Source organism: Rhodococcus sp. C3V, assembly GCF_029269915.1.
GTDB classification, from domain to species: domain Bacteria; phylum Actinomycetota; class Actinomycetes; order Mycobacteriales; family Mycobacteriaceae; genus Rhodococcus_F; species Rhodococcus_F qingshengii.
Genome location: NZ_JARJBE010000003.1, coordinates 251,715 through 268,975, shown reverse-complemented (window position 1 = coordinate 268,975; position 17,261 = coordinate 251,715). Strand labels below are relative to the sequence as shown.

Genomic DNA, 17,261 nt, shown 5'->3' with positions numbered 1-17,261 from the left:
ACGTCTGTAGAGTCGAGGCTAGTGATCGAAGGCAAATCGAGTCAATGTGACCCTCACGACGCACCATCTGCAGCATGCAACATCGACAACAAGGAACGACATGAAGCCTGATCGCAGAGCCCTCATCGCGGCATCCGCCGTCACGATCATCGCCGAGCAGGGCCCGCGTGCACTCACCCATCGGGCGGTTGATCAGTCCCTGGAACTTCCTGCCGGTTCGACGTCGTACTATTTCCGCACTCGCGAGGCACTACTCGAAGCAACCGCATTGCACATCGTGCACCGGTCACGTTCGATATTCGACGAACTCCGCGAGAGGCCCAGCGATCCTGCTGCCCTGACGGCCGAGTATCTCGATGATCTTCTTTCGCACCGCAGACACGAATTGATCGCGAGATATGCACTGCTCTTGGAAACTCCCCGAGATTCGGCATTGCACCAACTCCTCGAAGACAGCCTGTTTTCACGGGAGAAGGCAAGGCCTGTCTTCGACATCATTGGCGTTGACGATCCTGACGTCGCCGCCGAAAATTTTCTGAGCCTTCTGGAGGGCTTGATCTTCGACTACTGCCTCGGAGCGCGTAGCCGAGATCCCCGCTCCTCCGAAACCGTTCGGCAACTTCGGATCCCGATCGACATCTATCTGCGCGGAGTTGGTGCCGCCTGAAAGATGTTGGTCAGCAGAGGCTTCCGGTGCAGGGCCGTTGACCAGAGAACAGTGCCGCGACAAACGGGGTGCTGTCTGGAACCGAAGCCGGAACGGTTCCCAGATGATCAGTGGGATAGGTATGGAATGCAAAGTCGACACCGTTGGCAGTAAGGTCGGCCGCGAACTTCAGTGTCAGCGGTGCCGGAACATCGATGTCCGACAACCCCTGACCGATGAAGAACGGGCGGTCGTATCCTGCGGTCGGCACAGTGAGCAAGTCACGCGCAGCCTCCATGAATACTGGATTGTCCAGCGACTTCGTCAGCACCTGCCCGAGTGTGACGGTTCCGTACTTCGTGCGCGCCTCGGTGTAGCACATGTTGTTCTCGACGTCGTCGAGGATGGTCTTGCCGAGCGGGGTCAGATACGAGTCGATGTCGATATCCGGCCGCGAAGCACGCAGTCCGTCAAGAACGTTCGCGATGTAGACCGTCGTACCCTTGAGCGGAAGCGCCGGGAAAGCCGGACCACCGAGCGGTAGAAGATTCTCGATGTTCGAGGGGACACCAGTGGCGACAGCGCCGCGGTAGTCCAACTCCGGCGCGTAAGCAGTGGCAAGCGAAGCGGTGAACATAGTCGCCTGCCCGCCCTGCGACTGCCCCATCGCAACCCATGCGCTCGACAGGTCGTCGTCGACCGCACGAGCGGCACGCACCATGTCCACAACGCTGTGTGCAGCGGAACGACCGTCGAGATACGGGTGAACACCGGGTGTTCCGAGCCCCACGTAGTCGGTGGTCACGACCGCGTATCCCTGCTCCAGCCAGTGACCCAGATGCGTCGCGGTCCGTTCGAGTGGAACACTGCTGCTCGGCGCACACTGATCCGCGACACCCACCGTCCCGTGCGCGTAGGAGATGACCGGCCAACCACCCTCGGGGGGAGCTCCCTCTGGGCGATACACCACACCGGTACTCGTCATCGGCGCATCCTTCGGGCCCGTCGACCAGTACGTCACCTTCGTTGCGCTCACGGCACCCGGGATCACCCGGTCGGGACCGAGCAACTCCTGACTCACGACAGCACCCGGAGCATCGTTCGGTTCCGCTCCGGCCGGCGCCGCAACTGTCAACGCCACCAACGCACTCGCACTCAGTCCGACGAGCGTCCTACACAGTCGCTTACTCACGTACTTCTCCTACCGATTGCGGTGACGGTGCATATGTGGTGATCGGCCCCACATCAGCTGATCGAGTTCAGACCATAGAACAGCCTTACCATTTGGTCAACCTAAATTTCCGCTCCGCATCTACCGTCGTGACACGCCTGCTCGGGTAGGGTGGCGGTGTTCGATACGTGCAGGTCCCCCGCGAGATCAGGAGGCCGAAAGGCTCTCTCATGTCAGCACCTGATCTCCCGACCTTCCCTGCTTCGCAGCAGAAGTCGGTGGCCGCGATCCTCCGAGCAGGAGGTTGCGTCTTCGCCGAAGACGAGGCTCGCCTACTTCTTCACACCGCACGCTCTCGCGATGAACTCGACGCGATGGTCGACCGACGAGTTGCCGGCGAACCACTCGAGCCCGTCCTCGGATGGGCCGAGTTCTGCGGCTTGCGCATTCACATCGACTCCGGAGTCTTCGTCCCACGCCGGCGCACCGAGTTCCTCGCCCGGCAGGCCTGCTCACTTGTCACCCCAGGAAGCGTCGTCGTCGACATGTGTTGCGGCTCAGGAGCTGTCGGTGCTGTCCTGCAGTCGACGCTCGACGCCGTCGATTTGTACGCGGTAGACGTGGAACCGGCCGCAGTGCGGTGCGCTCGCCGAAACATCACACCGCCCGAGCGTGTACTCGAAGGCGATTTATTCGAACCACTGCCGACGAAATTACTCGGTCGCGTGGATGTCGTCGTCGCCAATGCGCCTTACGTCCCCACCGAATCGATCAGGCTGATGCCGCCCGAAGCCCGTCTTCACGAACCGCTGGTCTCGTTGGACGGCGGTACCGACGGACTGGACCTGCAGCGTCGCATCATCGCGGACGCCGCGCCGTGGCTACGACCGGGTGGCTGTCTTCTCGTCGAGACGAGTACGGAGCAGGTCGAAATGACTGTTGAAACATTCACTCGGGGAGGGTTTCTCACTCGGGTGGCAACCTACAGCGAGACCGCGTCGACCGTGGTGATCGGTCAGTGTTGAAGGCGATCGGATCTTGGCGTGGACCACTCCCGAGCGCGGGCGGCAAAGCCGTCGACAAAAAGCCCGAACGCGCGATCGACGCGGGCCCGGTCCCCGGTGGCCAGAAGATCCATCGACAGACCCCGCATTTGCGAGAGCAACAGAGTAGCGACAGAGGCAACATCGTCCTCGGGGCAACCCGCTTGTCGTAGACCGGCTTCCAGTGCCTCGATCCAATCGCCCACAAAACGGTCCAGGAACCGTCCGTAGCGGTCGCGGTCGCCGAGCGCGAGGGCGTAGATCTCGACCATCACCCGGAACCGCGGCAGGACCTCCGGCGTCGTACGTTCGGTCCACCACGCAGTCAGCACTGTCGCCGGATCGACCCCCGGTTTCATCGGCACCGCAATCGGAATGGACTCACCACGCATGTTCTCGATGACCTCGGAGAGCAGATTCTCCTTGCTCTCGAAATGGTTGAGCAACGACGCATGCGACACACCCACGGCCTTGGCGAGCTGCCTCACCGTCAACTCCCCGACACCGTTGTCGATGACGTAGCGGGTCAGCGCGTCGAGCAACTCCTCACGTCGCCCGGCGTATCTCAGGCTGCGTTTGTCGATGCGTTCGGGCTCCGGCACACATCCACCCTACCGGCCGGAATCACCAGGTCAGCGGCTGACTGCCTTCTGATACCGACGAATAGCGAACGGCACGAAGACGATCAGCAAACCGAAAGTCCACAACAACGACGCGATGACCGGATTCTGCAGCGGCCACGCATCCGGAACCGTCATCGCAGGATTGGTATTGCCGAACAATTCACGCACCGCCTGAGTAACCGCCGACACCGGATTCCATTCGGCGATCACTTTGAGCGGGCCGGGAAGATTGGTGGTCTCGACAAAAGTGTTCGCGATGAACGACAGCGGAAAGATGACGATGAAGCTCGCGTTGTTGAATACCTCCGGTGTCCGGATCCAAAGCCCGACAACAGCCATGACCCACGACAACGCGTACGCGAAGAACAGAAGCAGCGCATAACCCGCCACCGCTTCGAGGAAACTGGAGTGAATCCGCCACCCGACCAGAAGACCGGTCAACGACATGACCACCAAACTGATGACGTTGATCAACACGTCACTCGATGTTCGGCCTGTCAGCACGGCAGACGGAGCCATGGGCAGCGATCGAAATCTGTCGATGATTCCTTTCTGAATGTCTTCGACCATCCCCAAACCAGTCCAGGTAGCACCGAATATGACCGTCTGCGTGAAGATTCCGGCGATCAGGAATTCTCGATACGACGTGCCCGGGACGGAGATCGCACTGCCGAACACATACGCGAACAAGAGCACGAACATGATCGGCGACAAAGTGGTGAACACCAGCAGATCCGGAACGCGCTTGATCTTGATCAAGTTTCGCCTGGCGATGGTCAAACCGTCTTCGAGCGCCATCTGCACGGTCATTTCTGATCCTCCAGTTCAGCCTGGTGCCCGGTCAGTGTGAGGAAGACATCGTCGAGAGTGGGTCTGCGCAGGCCGACGTCGAATACGCGGATACCTCGTGCCGACAGAAGATTCAGCGCCGCGACCAACGCGTCGGTGCCGTCGTCGACAGGAACAGTGACGCGACGGACATTCTCTTGAACCTGAATGTCCCCCACGGCAAGCGAGCGCAATTCCTCGCGGACGATGTCGAGATGTTCGACCTCGTGCACGCTCAATTCGATGCGCTCACCCCCGACCCGCGCCTTCAACTGGTCTGCAGTACCGCGCGCGATGACCGAGCCGCGGTCGATGACGGCGATCTGGTCGGCCAACCTCTCGGCTTCCTCCATGTATTGCGTCGTGAGCAACAGCGTGGTCCCCTGAGCCACCAACCCTTCGATGACGTCCCAGAGACCGAGTCGCGCCCGAGGATCGAGGCCCGTGGTCGGCTCGTCGAGAAACAACACCTGTGGCCGAGCAACCAATGCGCCGGCGAGATCGAGACGTCGCCGCATTCCACCGGAATAGCCCTTGACCGGCCGATCTCCAGCCTCGACGAGATCGAACTGCTCGAGCAATTCACGCGCTCGGGCCTTACTGCTTCGGGCGCCGAGATGATACAGCCGCCCGACCATGTCCAGATTCTCGTAGCCCGTCAGGTACTCGTCGACCGCGGCGTACTGACCCGAAGCACCGATCTTGGATCGCAACGCCCGCGCATCCTCGACCACGTCCAGCCCGGCAACCTTGGCGCGTCCACCGTCGGGAATGAGCAGCGTCGTGAATATCCTTACCGCAGTGGTTTTTCCGGCGCCGTTGGGGCCCAACAGAGCCATCACCGAACCCTCGCGCACTTCCAGGTCGATGCCGTCCAATGCCGTGACGTCGCCGTACTTCTTGACCAGCCCCTCGGCCACAATCGCTTCGGTCATGAGCCCTCCCGCGTCGGTAATCCGTCGGTAGTCCGTTCCCCAGTGTGACCCAGGAGGCCGACACATTCCAGGAAATTTCGTCAGTTGCCCGGCTGCAATCACCTCCCTGGTTTCGCCGGTGCCTTTCGGCCACGAGGTACGGAACAGACCACACGTCCCAGTCCTGTCCAATACAGCCGATAAATTTCACCGACCTTTCGACGGATATATACCGGAAAGAAAAACCCGAAATTCTTGAACAAAGACCGCTTTCAGGTATTCATGATGAACGCGGCAGCGTTACACTCGTTCAGCAAGTGACACTCGGGCCGGTGACGGTTGACTTATGGTGTCGAATCTCGAATTACAAATCAGGCAGAGGCCGAAAAGAATTGAATCACCGATTCAGTGCACGCGGGGAAGACTCACACTTCGGGGGATCGAGAAAGGCTGACTGTGCCATGAGTATCAGAACTCGATACATCCGAACTCCGTGGATCCGAAAAACGGCGAAATATTCCTTCGAGACCATCTGCTTCACCCTGGCCGTGATTGTCGCGGCCGCACTGATCGCCGCGTACAACACACAACCGCGCTCCGCGCCGACGTACACGCCGGCCTCGTTCTCGGCGAATCCTGAATCTGCAGCGCTGCCCTTCGACATTCCACCCAAGTCAGCACTGAACGGAAAGTTGGTTTTCGCTCACTACTTCCCGCCCTATCCGGTTTCGATCGACAATGCGAATCCGTCTGGCGATTACTATGCGACACAATATCTTACGGTCAACGGCGAGAACAACAAACACGTTCGCTACGGAGGATTCCTCCGCGATCGGCCGACACCGCGGCAACCCATCGCCGATACGCAGTGGCGCCAACGCGACCTCGAAAACGAAGTTCGTTCGGCAATCGCCACGGGCATCGACGGATTCTCCGTCGACATCATCGCCAAGGCAACCGACACCAGTTGGTGGGGTTCCACCGTGCCCACAGCCCTGATCAAAGCGGCCGCAGCAGTCGATCCGAATTTCAAGATCATGCTCATGCCTGATATGAACGGCGCGTTCAAAAACATGACCGCAGCTCAAATGGCAGCAGAGATGAAACCGTATTCGACCATGGCATCATCGTTCAAATTGAGCGACGGACGACTAGTGATCTCGCCATTTCTTGCCGAAAACAAGACTGCGGGCTGGTGGTCGGAGTTCATCACTATTATGAAAAATTCTTACGGAATAAATGTGGCATTTGTTCCGGTTTTCCTCGACGCAGCAGCCAACCGGAATTCTTTTGCATCGATCAGCTACGGGATGTCGAATTGGGGTAACCGAAATCCGGCAGGAAATCCGCTCTCGGGATCGAACCCGAACTCTCCGATGGGGCTTGCTGCTGCCGCTCACTCCTTGGGAAAGATATGGATGCAGCCAGTCGCCTTCCAAGATGTTCGTCCGAGTCAGTCGATCTACGACGAGGCACAGAATTCACAGAATCTGCAGAACATGTGGCAGATTGCGATTGCGTCCAACAGTGAATGGGTACAGCTCGTCACCTGGAACGACTACAGCGAGGGAACGTCGTTCGCACCCAGCGCCGGTCATGGGCGCGCGTTACTCGACATGAGTTCCTACGGGCTGTACAGCTTCCGCTCCGGCGCCTCACCCGCGATTGTTCGCGACACCGCGTATCTCGTCTATCGCAATCAGTCGGTCTCCGCGGTCCCCGTCAATCGCTCTGCTGCCCCTATGACACTGCGCCAATGGTCATCCCCCGCTCGCGATACCGTCGAGGTTCTCACCTTCTTGACCGCTCCCGCAGTCGTCAAAGTGACGGTGGGAACCACGATTACCACCTGCAATGCCCCGGCCGGGATGAGCAGCTGCATCGCCCCGTTGAAAGTAGGTTCCATCAAGGCCTCTGTCGTTCGCGGCACTACCGAGGTATCTCGGGTGAGTTCGCACGCGGCGGTGACGGCCACACCGTACAACCAGAATCTCGAGTACCTGGTCGATTCCAGTCGGAGATAACGGTGACGAAGATCGGGTGAGTCCGTCGACTCACCCGATCTTCGTTGCGCCATCGGTTTCGGCTGCAATTGGTAACTCGGGCCGCGATACCGCCCCCGTCCGCTCCACCCTCACTGCCAAGGTCACCGCGGCCGCCAGTGCCGATACGCCCGCTCCGATCCAGTACAAAACCGCGAACGAATGCAGGGTCGGCACAGTGCTCGCACCGATCACCACCGTCGAACCGGCCAATACCGCTGCCGCAACGGCGCTTCCGGTGGAGGTACCGACCGAACGGAGCAGGCTGTTGAATCCGTTGGCCGAGGCAGTCTGATGGATCGGCGCAGATTCGGTGATCAGAGTCGGCATGGCTGCCAGGGAAAATGCCACACCGGCCGATACCACGGCAGCGCCGATCACGATATTGACCAGCGTCGGCGTCAACATCACACGCAAGACGTATCCGATTGCGATGACGATCGCTCCTGAGGCCAACGTGGCCTTCGCTCCCCATCGCCTCGTCACCTTCGACGACACCGGCGCCAATCCGATCATCAGGACTCCGCCCGGCATCATCGCCAGTCCGGCTTCGGCAGCCGAGAGTCCGAGACCGTCCGCCGACGCCAGGGGCAACTGAAGTTCCTGCGTTGCCGCCAACGCGCTGATGAACATGGCAAAACCGAGTAATACTGCGCAGACGTTCGAAACCAGAATCGGAGCGCGAAGGGAAGTCCGCAGATCGACCAGCGGTGCCGGCGTGTGCAGTTCCCACGGAATCCATCCACAGAGCAAGACCACGCCGGACGCGATCAGAACCAGAACCTCGGGGCTTGCCCAGCCCCATTCTGTTCCTTTCGAAACGGCCAGCAGCAGTGCAGTCATAGCGAGCGTGAGGACTGTGGCTCCCAGAAAGTCGAAGCGTCCGCGACTCTTCACAGCCGATTCCGGCACCACCAGAGGCAAGACGACTATCAGTACGACCCCGAATCCACCGGTGACCCAGAAAAGCGCGGGTAGCCCCCAGTGCGCCGAGATCACCCCCGCCATCGGCATACCGAACATGCCGCCGATCCCCAACGTCGCACTCATGAGAGCTACTGCACCACTGAGCTTTTCCGGAGGAAGGACATCGCGCATGATGCTGATTCCGACGGGCAGAAGTGCCGTCGCGAACCCCTGCAACGAGCGTCCGAGGATCAGTAACCAGAAACTCTGGCTGAGCGCCGCAACCATGCAGCCGACGATCATCACGGCAAGACAGACGAGCATCATCGCGCGCTTTCCGAACATGTCGGCGAGTCTGCCGATGAGAGGGGTCGCGACGGCACCGGTCAGCAATGTCGAGGTCACCAGCCACGAAGCGGTGGCCGACGATACTCCCGATGCCGTCGCGAACTCGGGCAGCACCGGCACCACCAAGGTCTGTTGCAGCGCGACCACCACGCCGCTCAGACTCAGGACGCCGACGACCCACCCGGTCCGCGCTTTCGCGCGAACGGTCTTGTCCGTCAAGCGTTCGAGCGAGCGGCGACTCCGGCGTCGACAGGAACCACGATGCCACTCATGTGGGCACTCGCGTCGGCGGCGAGGAACAGGACTACTCGCGTGATCTCGAAGGGATCCAGCCAACCGACCGGCTGCGCATGCAGAGTCGCGTACACGGGTTCGACGTCGTCTGCCGTCGGCGATTCGAGGTCAGGCCGCATCATCGCGTACATCATGTCGTTGTGAATCATCGGCGTCGAGATGTTCCCCGGTGCAATAGCATTCACGGTCACACCCGAGTTTGCCAGTTCGAGCGACACACTCTTCGTCAAACCGATGACGCCCCACTTGGAGGCGCCGTACGCAGCCATCTGGGTGCCACCGGAGCGACCCATCATCGAGGAAATCGTGATGATGCGACCGTAACCACGTTCCGCCATTCCACCTGACACGGCCGCAACGGTGTTGAACACACCGGTCAGGTTCGACGAGATGACTTCGTTCCACTGCGCCGACGTCATCGACGTGATCGGAGCGGGCACGGACACACCGGCATTCGCGACGGCGATGTCGACACGGCCGAACTCGGCTTCAGCGCGGGCAACGAGCGCGTCCATTGCGTCGCGATCAGCAGTGTCTGCCTTGACGGCAATGCACCGACGACCGGTGGCTTCCACCAAACGAACGGTTTCCTTCAGATCCTCCTCGTTTGCGAGGGGGTAGGCGACGACATCACTGTTCTCGCACCGGTCGCAGATCACGATGTCCGCGCCACGCTCCGCGAATGCGACAGCGTGGGCGCGCCCCTGACCGCGTGCGGCGCCGGTGATCAGTGCAACTTTTCCTTCGAAGCTGCCTTCGAGGCTGTTCATGCCGTCTCCTAGTTCGTCGTATGCAAGCGTGCGCTGTACTGCATGCGTACTCCGAACCCGCCCGAAAGAAACAGTCGATCCCGGACAGCGGGAATCCAGCCGATCACTGGTAAACGGCGGTCTCGAATTCCAGGTATCCGTTGATGGATCCAGCGTCCGCGAACGGCAGAATCTGCGTTGCCCAGAACCCGCCGACGCCGGTCTGCCGGTCGATCCAGTAATAGAGGTTGGCAAGACCCGCCCAAGCCAGCGATCCGGCCGGCCTACCGGTGGGTGCCACCTCTTCATTTGTCATGAAGGAGTATGCCCATCCTTTGGGTACACCGGGGAAGAATTCCGCATCGTTGGACAGCGTCGGGAGAACTCCGGGCAACAACCCCACGTGCTGGCCTTCGAGCCCGTTCTGAACGGCTGCAGCTACCGTCTCCGACGACAACACGCGACCCGAAGTGCCCGCGCCGTCGTTGAGCCACATACGGATGAACTTCATGTAGTCGCCGACAGTGCCGTGCAAACCGTGACCACCCATGTGCACCTCGGGTTCGGCCGGAAGCTCGAATCCGATGAGCGGAGTGAGGCTTCCGTCGCTCTCACGCTGATGGATCGGCGCAGGTCGATCCTTCATCGACGGGCTCATCGTGAATGCCGTATCGGCCATCTCGAGAGGTTCGAAGATGCGCTGACGCATGACATCGCCGAGTCGCTGACCTCGAATCGACTCGACGACCTGTCCGGCCCAGTCGATGTTGGTGCCGTACTCCCACTTCTCACCCGGGTCGAAGAGCAGCGGTGTCGTGAGCGCCGCTTTGCTACACGTGATCACGCTGGGCTGCCCATGTTCCTGCGAGAGCCGGTTGTACGACTCGTTGAAGAAGTCGTAGCCGAACCCTGCAGTGTGAAGGAGCAGCATGCGAGTGGTGATGTCACGCTTGGGTTCCCGAAGAACGGGGTTTCCGCCGGCATCGAAACCGTCCAGGACCTTCAGCTCACCGATGTCGGGAACATAGGTCGCTGCAGGTGCATCGAGATCGAGCAACCCCTCCTCCACACATTGCAGGACAGCGGTACCGGTAATCGCCTTGGTGGTGGAGAAGAGCGCAAAGGTTGTATCGAGGGTCATCGGTTCGCCGTGACCGAGAGCCCGCTCACCGGCTGCACCCTCGTAGATGTTGCCTTCTCGATCCGTGATCATCGCGACGACACCCGGGACTCGGTCAGCCCGCTGAGTTGCTCGCGCCAGCACGTCGTCGAGGTGCTGCTTCGAAAGGGGCTTCCGCGCAATATCTTCGATCGTCACTGCATTTCTCCATCCGACTTGTAACTTGTCTTGTCGAACAGAATGTAACGGCGATCACATACCCGGTTCTGCCTCGAAACGGCAGGAAAACTGTCTCGTTTCGGCAGAACCGGGCAGAGCTTGGAGTCAGCTCTGGGGCGCTCCGATATTCACCAGCCAGGAAATGCCGAATTTGTCTGTACAGGCGCCGAATTCGTCGCCCCACATCTGCTTCTCAAGCGGAACGCTGACCGTACCTGTTCCCGACAGTTGCTCCCAGTACCCGCGCAGCACGTCGCCGTCGTCGCCGCTGAGGCTGACCGTGATGTTGTCGCCGGGGTTGTACGGCATGCCGGGCGGAGTGTCGGCACCCATCAGGGTGTATCCCTGATCGGTTTCGAGCATTCCGTGCATGATCTTGTCGCCGCCTTCACCGGGATTGCCGAACTCACCGAACGTGCTCAGCGCCAGCGTGCCACCAAAGATTTCTTTGTAGAACTCCAACGCCTCACGGGCATTGCCGTTGAAGCTGATGTACGGATTGAGTCGAGTTGCCATGACGTACTCCTAGCTCGTGGGATTGCTGTCACGTTCGATTTCAATCCTTGCAGAACGCTCCGATACGAAACAACGGATCACGGCAGTTCATCGAGTGCGTAAAACGATCGTCATGACCGTTCAAACAACTGTCCTCAGAGTCGATTCCGGGTCTCGGAAGGCAACTCTCCGAACCGTTTCCGGTATGTGGCCGCAAACATGCCCAGATTGACGTAGCCCCAGGCGTTGGCGATTTCGGAGACGGTTCTCCCGTCGGAACGCAACAGTTCGCCGCGTACTCCCTCCAACCGACGCGCGCGCAATCGTTGCCCCGGCGTGGTGTCTCGGTACCGTCGAAATCCCGCAGTGAGCGCCCGGACACTGACACCCACCGCAGCCGCGATCTCCGATGCCGTCGGCACCGAGCGAGCAAACGTATCGATAAACTCCTCTGCAGATCGCACGTAGGCAGGTTCGGCGGAGGCGACGTCGACGCCGAGTTGCAGCCCGGCCTGCGTCGCCCACTCGTCGAGAAGCTGAGCCGCGATGAGTTCTTGAACCCTGGCACCCAGCCTTTCGCTCGACACCGCCTCAGGCGACTCTGCAATTGCGCGAACGACGTAGTCCATCAATGCCAGCCAACTCGAGCCCCGCCCGCCAATGGTGCACTTGTGCCGCCACAGACGGTCGTCGGGAACCGACCCGAACCATTGCATGGCGTGATCGGCGACAAGCTGATGCGGCACAGTGAGATTCAGCTGCAGATGATCTTCGTCGAATTCGACGAAGTAGTCGGTCCGGCTACAGTCGGTGACAAAGGTCTCCCCCACTGCAGTATTCACCGCAGTTCCTCCGCCGAGGGCATGTCGACCGTTGCCTCTGATAGTCGTCAGAACCAGAATGTTTCCGGCCTCAGGCGAACATTCACCGACGGAGACCGGAATCCCGTAACAGAATCTGGTGACGTCGATCTTGCCGACTGCCGCGGAGTACATGTCCGAAGCCGGCTTCAACCGACTTCCGATCGGCGTGACCGTATACGGCATGTAGATGTTGTCGGACCACTCCTTGATGCGGTCCCAGTCCCGAGAAAAGGCCTGGTGATGCTGCATAGTGGGCCGGCCGGCCGCGTCGATGAGCAAGGCATCCTCGAACATGGTTCGAGTATCGCACCAGGGCCCGGGAAGGTCACGCGAAGTGAGATGACGTGATCTCTGGCTGTACGGCGGCGGGTCGTGTTGCAGCAAAAAGCAGCGAATCCACCGCGGTCCCCCGGATCACCATGTGTGCCCTCATTCGCCCGTCCTCCTCCATTCCGATTTTGGTGAGCACCGACGCCGACGCCGAATTCTCCGGACGACACGTTGCCTGCACTCGCTGCGCTCCGAAGCGAGCAAAGGCGAATTCCAGAACCGCGCGCCCCGCCTCCGACGCATAGCCCCGCCCTTGGAACTTCGGGTTCACGACAAAACCGAGTTCCGCCCGCCGGTGCGCGGCGGATACTTCCCACACAGCTATCGAGCCGATGACCGCTCCATCGGCCTTCGACGTGATGGCCAGGGTGAACGTGCGACGTTCGACGAGCGCAGCTTCGAGTGCCGCGTCCGCCAGGAATGCCCTGGTCACCGCGGGGGTGTTCGGCCCCCAATCAACATATCTACAGACGGCAGGGTCGGACGCGTACTGATGGACGGCACCTTCATCCGCGGCAGTGAAATCTCGAAGAACAAGGCGTTCCGTAGTCAACGTGAACATCCAGCGATCCTAGAGCGAGCCCAAAAGCACCTCTTGACTCGAACGCATGTTCGAGCATGATTTGGGGAGGGGATCGGGGGATTCAATGAGTGTCTTGTTGTCGGACGTGGTTTCGGGTTCTGCGGTGGGGTTACGTGGACGTCTGTGGCAGTTGTCTGCTTCTGAGTTGCGTACCGCTGCTATCGAGGCGAGTGCGGAGATTCTGCGTCTCGAGGCTGTGCGGGTGGCGGTGGTCGACGAGATGTCGATGCGCCCGGATGATCAGGTGATCGCCAGCCGCGGAGTGGGGTCCTGGTTGGCGGGCAACACGATGCTGCAGGTTCGGGACGGGAAAAAGATCGCCGCGTTAGGTGCAGCTTTGCGGCCGTTTCCGGCGGTGGCTGCTCGGTTCGATGGCGGGGACTGCTCGTTCGAGCATGCCGTGTTGATCGTGGCGTTCTGTGAATCACCACCGAAAGGCATGCCAGACGAAGCGCTCCCTCGCTGTATCGACCTACTGCTTGCGGCTGCTTCCGGAGTTGAGGCGACGACGACAAAAGTGCGGAACGTGATCGCGACCTTGGAGCGGTTGTTCGAATCGGATGAGATCCCGCCCGCCGAGGATGTCGATCTCAATGAGTTGCGGATCGCCTCGACGCTCAATGGTCGGGTGGTGGTGCGCGGCGATTTCGATGCCCTGACCGGTGAAATGCTGTTGTCGGCGTTGTCGAATCTGACGATGCCGACCCCGGCACCGGATGGGACGCCGGATGCTCGGTCGGCGGCGAAACGCACGGCGGACGGGTTCACCGAACTGATCCGCCGCTATCTGGACTGCGCCAAGACCGGTACCGATGGTGGTCAGCGTCCGCATGTGAACGTGCACATCAATGCTCGTGATTTGGCGGAGCATCGGGATTGTGCCGCACAGTCTTCGGATTCGGGTGATGACGGCTCACTGGAGCTGTCCGATCTTGATGTCGGGCACATGCCCTGGCTCGGGCCACTCTCGGTCTCGCAGACCCGACTCCTCGGGTGCGATTGTTTCCTGTCCACTGTTCTGCTCGACGATCACGGCGCGCCCTTGGATGCGCAACCAGGAAAGAGGTTGGTCACCGCCGAACAACGAGTGGCGTTGATCGCCCGAGACAAGGGCTGCGCGTTCCCCGGCTGCACGTGCGTACCCGCCTGGACCGATGCGCACCATATCCGGCACTGGGCGAACGGTGGGCCGACGGTGATGAACAACCTGGTCCTGCTGTGCCGTTCACATCATCGGTTGATGCACCGGAAATCCGGGTTCGTCGGCAAATGGGAAATCCGAATCGGCGCCGACAACAAACCGTGGTTCATCCCGCCGCCCTCGATCGACCCCGGGCAGCAACCCAGGCCGGCGAACACCACCTTCAAAACCTGAGGTAGTACTCCTCGGGCACAACAGAACACGGCCGAGCACCGCATCGAAGGAGACCTCGATGCGGTGCCAACCGGCCGTGACGCTTGATGAAGCTGTGCCCACGATAATCAGCGAGTCAGCACAAGCCCCGATGTCGGAACGCCCGTTCCCGCAGTCACCAGTACATTCTCGACGGAGTCGACCTGGTTGACCGAAGTACCGCGGATCTGCCGAACACCCTCGGCGATACCGTTCATCCCGTGAATGTATGCCTCGCCGAGCTGTCCACCATGGGTGTTGATCGGAAGCTTGCCGCCGAGTTCGATTGCGCCACCGGCGATGAAGTCCTTTGCCTCTCCCCTGCCACAGAAACCGAGTTCCTCGAGTTGCATCAGAACATAGGGCGTGAAGTGGTCGTAGAAGATCGCCGTCTGCATGTCCGACGGGCGCAGCCCACTTTGTGACCAGAGCTGATCGCCGACAAGGCCCATCTCCGGTAAGCCGGTCAAACCGTCGCGGTAATAGCTGGTCATGATGTATTGATCTGCCCCGCTGCCCTGTGCGGCCGCTGCGATAACGGCGGGGGTGTTCTTCAGATCTTTGGCTCGTTCTGCCGAGGTGACGACGATCGCGATGCCGCCGTCGGACTCCTGGCAGCAATCGAGAAGATGCAAAGGTTCGGCGATGAACCGCGAATTCTGATGGTCCTCGAGGGTAATCGGTTTTCCGTAGAAGAACGCCTTCGGATTGGTGGCTGCATGCTTACGGTCCGCGACGGCGATTCGACCGAAGTCCTCGCTGGACGCTCCGTATACGTGCATGTATCGCTGCGCGACCATCGCGACAAACGATGCAGGAGTACCCAATCCGTGAGGATAGGAAAAAGCGTTATCCGTGCCCGACGAATTGACCTGCGCCACAAGGCCGGAGTTCACCTGCCCGAAACGGGCACCCGATCGCTCGTTGAACGCGCGGTAAGCGACGACGACGTCTGCGACGCCGGTGGCAACAGCCATGGCGGCCTGCTGAATCGTCGCCGCAGCGGCACCGCCTCCGTAGTGAATGCGGCTGAAGAACTTGAGGTTCGGAATCCCCACCGAACGAGCTACTGCCACTTCGGTGTTGGTGTCCATGGTGAACGAGGTAAGACCGTCGACGTCGGCGGGTGTCAGACCGGCGTCGTCCAACGCGGCTTGAACAGCCTCGGCGGCCAGTCGCAGTTCACTGCGACCGGAGTCCTTCGAGAAATCCGTGGCTCCGATTCCGACGATCGCTGCCTTGCCGGACAATGCGCTCATTCAATGTCTCCGTTTTCACTGTCTCCATTCGAGCCCGACGCCGGAAATGCCAGTGTGACCTGTGCGGTGATGTGATCTCCCAGGCTGTTCTTGCCGACCACCGCGAGCGACACGAGATCCTCGTCGTAGGAGGTCACCGTTCCGGAGAGCGTCAAGGTGTCGTAGGCGTACCAGGGGACTCCGAGGCGGAGTTTGATCGACGTGAGTACAGCCCGCGGTCCGGCCCAATCGGTCACGAATCGCTGCACCAAGCCGGTGTCGGTGAGGATGTTGACGAAAATGTCTTTCGAGCCGCGTTTCTGTGCGAGATCGCGGTCGTGGTGAACATCTTGAAAATCGCGGGTAGCGAGCGCCGCCGAGACCACAAACGTCGGGTCGCCGTAAATCGAAAGCTGCGGAAGAACCTCTCCCACAGTGATATCCGTCGTCGAAGTCATCGTCACTCCTTCCCCGCAGAAACCGCAGAAGCCCCAACCGGCTGCCAGGCGTACAAAGTCCAGGGAGTTCCCCCGGTCTCGTCGTCTCCGGGGAAGTCGAGGTAGATCGCCTCCACCTCCATTCCGATCGACACACTCGACGGATCGACGCCGCGCAATTCGCCGAGCATCCGCACACCCTCAGGCAGTTCGACCAGGGCAACGACGAACGGCAACGACCGACCAGGAACCTTGGGGGCGTGGTGAACGACAAAGCTGAAGACCGTTCCCCGACCTGACGCCACCACGTAGTCGGTCTGCTCCGACTTGTCTTTCCAGATCGCGGGCACCGGCGGGTGCTGTACCGAACCGTCCGCACGCAGTTGAATACGCAACTCGTGTGCGGCGACACCGTCCCAGAAGAACTGCGTGTCGAGGGCTGCTGTCGGACGCAGCATTCGAGATGCGTCCAGGTCCGCAGGCACGTCAGTGGAGGAACTCTCGCTGACTGGCGGCGCGAACTTCAAGATCCGGAACATCATCTCCGAGACCAGTTCTTCGCCGACCCGCCAGAAGCTGCGAGTAGTGAAGAACCATCCTTCACCAAGACCTGTCTTCTTGGGTCCCACAACGTCTTCCAACACCGAGGAGATGGTGACTTCTTCACCCGGCTTCAAGTAGCGGTGGTAGATCTGATCGCAGTTGGTCGCGACGACGGACGTGAATCCGGCCTCGTCGAGAATGTCCGTCATCCGTCCCAACGGATCGTCGGCTTCTCGAATTGCCCCCAGACCGCGCATCGTCCATACCTGCGCCATCGCCGGCGGCGCGACTATTCCGTCGTGTCCGGCGGCGCGGGCAGCCGATTCGTCGACGTAGATCGGGTTCTCGTCACCGATCGCCTCGACCCAGTTGCGGATCATCGGCAGGTTCACGGGGTCCCGGCCGGCGCGAGGAGCGCTTGGCCCGTCCTCTCGAACCCGCTCGGCAGCAGTGAGAATGGGATCTGACACGATTTG

The 17,261-nt window shown here is 60.6% G+C and carries 17 protein-coding genes; 4 read left to right on the top strand and 13 right to left on the bottom strand.

The genetic code is table 11. From position 1 onward, the window contains the following. Nucleotides 1–100: 100 nt before the first annotated feature. Nucleotides 101–667 (top strand): TetR family transcriptional regulator, encoded by a 567-nt coding sequence (locus tag P3G66_RS10195; RefSeq protein WP_007734055.1) that lies wholly within the window; start codon nucleotides 101–103, stop codon nucleotides 665–667. Nucleotides 668–677: 10 nt separating this feature from the next. On the opposite strand, the gene P3G66_RS10190 is transcribed toward P3G66_RS10195, so the two are convergent. Next, nucleotides 678–1,838, bottom strand: a complete 1,161-nt coding sequence (locus P3G66_RS10190) for a lipase family protein (RefSeq protein ID WP_047269627.1) — start codon at nucleotides 1,836–1,838, stop codon at nucleotides 678–680. Between the two features lie 209 nt (nucleotides 1,839–2,047). On the opposite strand from P3G66_RS10190, the gene P3G66_RS10185 reads away from it, so the two are divergent. Beyond that, nucleotides 2,048–2,842 carry a putative protein N(5)-glutamine methyltransferase gene (locus P3G66_RS10185; protein WP_276116503.1) on the top strand — a complete coding sequence of 265 codons (795 nt, stop codon included), beginning with the start codon at nucleotides 2,048–2,050 and terminating at the stop codon, nucleotides 2,840–2,842. Here P3G66_RS10185 and P3G66_RS10180 read toward each other — a convergent pair. Genes P3G66_RS10180 through P3G66_RS10170 form a run of 3 tightly spaced genes read right to left on the bottom strand, consistent with a single transcriptional unit; the run spans nucleotide 2,833 to nucleotide 5,246 of the window. After that, nucleotides 2,833–3,462 carry a TetR/AcrR family transcriptional regulator gene (locus P3G66_RS10180; protein WP_276116502.1) on the bottom strand — a complete coding sequence of 210 codons (630 nt, stop codon included), beginning with the start codon at nucleotides 3,460–3,462 and terminating at the stop codon, nucleotides 2,833–2,835. The genes P3G66_RS10185 and P3G66_RS10180 overlap by 10 nt on opposite strands. Nucleotides 3,463–3,492: 30 nt before the next feature. Next, nucleotides 3,493–4,293, bottom strand: a complete 801-nt coding sequence (locus P3G66_RS10175; protein WP_003945537.1) for an ABC transporter permease — start codon at nucleotides 4,291–4,293, stop codon at nucleotides 3,493–3,495. Further along, nucleotides 4,290–5,246 carry a daunorubicin resistance protein DrrA family ABC transporter ATP-binding protein gene (locus tag P3G66_RS10170; RefSeq protein ID WP_003945489.1) on the bottom strand — a complete coding sequence of 319 codons (957 nt, stop codon included), beginning with the start codon at nucleotides 5,244–5,246 and terminating at the stop codon, nucleotides 4,290–4,292. The genes P3G66_RS10175 and P3G66_RS10170 overlap by 4 nt, the downstream gene beginning before the upstream one ends. Before the next feature lie 44 nt (nucleotides 5,247–5,290). On the opposite strand from P3G66_RS10170, the gene P3G66_RS10165 reads away from it, so the two are divergent. Beyond that, nucleotides 5,291–7,249: a glycoside hydrolase family 71 protein gene (locus P3G66_RS10165; RefSeq protein ID WP_276116501.1), complete on the top strand. Its 1,959-nt coding sequence runs from the start codon at nucleotides 5,291–5,293 to the stop codon at nucleotides 7,247–7,249. Between the two features lie 30 nt (nucleotides 7,250–7,279). Here P3G66_RS10165 and P3G66_RS10160 read toward each other — a convergent pair whose 3' ends face one another. The 6 genes from P3G66_RS10160 to P3G66_RS10135 all read right to left on the bottom strand — a co-directional run bounded on the left by P3G66_RS10160 (nucleotide 7,280) and on the right by P3G66_RS10135 (nucleotide 13,153). Beyond that, nucleotides 7,280–8,740 (bottom strand): MFS transporter, encoded by a 1,461-nt coding sequence (locus P3G66_RS10160; RefSeq protein ID WP_276116500.1) that lies wholly within the window; start codon nucleotides 8,738–8,740, stop codon nucleotides 7,280–7,282. Then, complete coding sequence (locus P3G66_RS10155) at nucleotides 8,737–9,585, bottom strand: mycofactocin-coupled SDR family oxidoreductase (protein ID WP_003945658.1); 849 nt, start codon at nucleotides 9,583–9,585, stop codon at nucleotides 8,737–8,739. The genes P3G66_RS10160 and P3G66_RS10155 overlap by 4 nt, the downstream gene beginning before the upstream one ends. 103 nt (nucleotides 9,586–9,688) lie before the next feature. Continuing rightward, nucleotides 9,689–10,828: a serine hydrolase domain-containing protein gene (locus tag P3G66_RS10150; RefSeq protein WP_276116603.1), complete on the bottom strand. Its 1,140-nt coding sequence runs from the start codon at nucleotides 10,826–10,828 to the stop codon at nucleotides 9,689–9,691. 180 nt (nucleotides 10,829–11,008) lie between these two features. After that, nucleotides 11,009–11,419, bottom strand: coding sequence for a VOC family protein (locus tag P3G66_RS10145; protein WP_047269632.1), 411 nt, complete (start codon nucleotides 11,417–11,419; stop codon nucleotides 11,009–11,011). 134 nt (nucleotides 11,420–11,553) lie between these two features. Further along, nucleotides 11,554–12,555, bottom strand: a complete 1,002-nt coding sequence (locus tag P3G66_RS10140) for a helix-turn-helix domain-containing protein (RefSeq protein WP_276116499.1) — start codon at nucleotides 12,553–12,555, stop codon at nucleotides 11,554–11,556. 31 nt (nucleotides 12,556–12,586) lie between these two features. Beyond that, nucleotides 12,587–13,153 (bottom strand): GNAT family protein, encoded by a 567-nt coding sequence (locus P3G66_RS10135; protein WP_276116498.1) that lies wholly within the window; start codon nucleotides 13,151–13,153, stop codon nucleotides 12,587–12,589. A gap of 85 nt (nucleotides 13,154–13,238) precedes the next feature. Here P3G66_RS10135 and P3G66_RS10130 point away from each other — a divergent pair, with 85 nt between their 5' ends. Continuing rightward, a complete protein-coding gene (locus P3G66_RS10130) occupies nucleotides 13,239–14,549 on the top strand; it encodes an HNH endonuclease signature motif containing protein (RefSeq protein ID WP_276116497.1) in 1,311 nt (436 codons plus the stop codon). Nucleotides 14,550–14,656: 107 nt separating this feature from the next. Here P3G66_RS10130 and P3G66_RS10125 read toward each other — a convergent pair whose 3' ends face one another. Genes P3G66_RS10125 through P3G66_RS10115 form a run of 3 tightly spaced genes read right to left on the bottom strand, consistent with a single transcriptional unit; the run spans nucleotide 14,657 to nucleotide 17,258 of the window. Further along, nucleotides 14,657–15,826 (bottom strand): lipid-transfer protein, encoded by a 1,170-nt coding sequence (locus tag P3G66_RS10125; protein ID WP_003945661.1) that lies wholly within the window; start codon nucleotides 15,824–15,826, stop codon nucleotides 14,657–14,659. Beyond that, nucleotides 15,823–16,263, bottom strand: a complete 441-nt coding sequence (locus P3G66_RS10120; protein ID WP_276116496.1) for a MaoC family dehydratase — start codon at nucleotides 16,261–16,263, stop codon at nucleotides 15,823–15,825. Before P3G66_RS10120 ends, P3G66_RS10125 begins: the two co-directional genes overlap by 4 nt. Nucleotides 16,264–16,265: 2 nt before the next feature. After that, on the bottom strand, nucleotides 16,266–17,258 hold the full coding sequence (locus P3G66_RS10115) for a bifunctional MaoC family dehydratase N-terminal/OB-fold nucleic acid binding domain-containing protein (protein ID WP_276116601.1): 993 nt from the start codon (nucleotides 17,256–17,258) through the stop codon (nucleotides 16,266–16,268). Between the last annotated feature and the right edge of the window lie 3 nt (nucleotides 17,259–17,261).

What these genes read in the sequence shown, in the direction of transcription:
- P3G66_RS10195 (WP_007734055.1), top strand. Translation starts at nt 101, where the DNA reads ATGAAGCCTGATCGCAGAGCCCTCATCGCGGCATCCGCCGTCACGATC.
- P3G66_RS10185 (WP_276116503.1), top strand. Translation starts at nt 2,048, where the DNA reads ATGTCAGCACCTGATCTCCCGACCTTCCCTGCTTCGCAGCAGAAGTCG.
- P3G66_RS10175 (WP_003945537.1), bottom strand. Translation starts at nt 4,293, where the DNA reads ATGACCGTGCAGATGGCGCTCGAAGACGGTTTGACCATCGCCAGGCGA.
- P3G66_RS10170 (WP_003945489.1), bottom strand. Translation starts at nt 5,246, where the DNA reads ATGACCGAAGCGATTGTGGCCGAGGGGCTGGTCAAGAAGTACGGCGAC.
- P3G66_RS10155 (WP_003945658.1), bottom strand. Translation starts at nt 9,585, where the DNA reads ATGAACAGCCTCGAAGGCAGCTTCGAAGGAAAAGTTGCACTGATCACC.
- P3G66_RS10145 (WP_047269632.1), bottom strand. Translation starts at nt 11,419, where the DNA reads ATGGCAACTCGACTCAATCCGTACATCAGCTTCAACGGCAATGCCCGT.
- P3G66_RS10140 (WP_276116499.1), bottom strand. Translation starts at nt 12,555, where the DNA reads ATGTTCGAGGATGCCTTGCTCATCGACGCGGCCGGCCGGCCCACTATG.
- P3G66_RS10135 (WP_276116498.1), bottom strand. Translation starts at nt 13,153, where the DNA reads ATGTTCACGTTGACTACGGAACGCCTTGTTCTTCGAGATTTCACTGCC.
- P3G66_RS10130 (WP_276116497.1), top strand. Translation starts at nt 13,239, where the DNA reads ATGAGTGTCTTGTTGTCGGACGTGGTTTCGGGTTCTGCGGTGGGGTTA.
- P3G66_RS10125 (WP_003945661.1), bottom strand. Translation starts at nt 15,826, where the DNA reads ATGAGCGCATTGTCCGGCAAGGCAGCGATCGTCGGAATCGGAGCCACG.
- P3G66_RS10120 (WP_276116496.1), bottom strand. Translation starts at nt 16,263, where the DNA reads ATGACTTCGACGACGGATATCACTGTGGGAGAGGTTCTTCCGCAGCTT.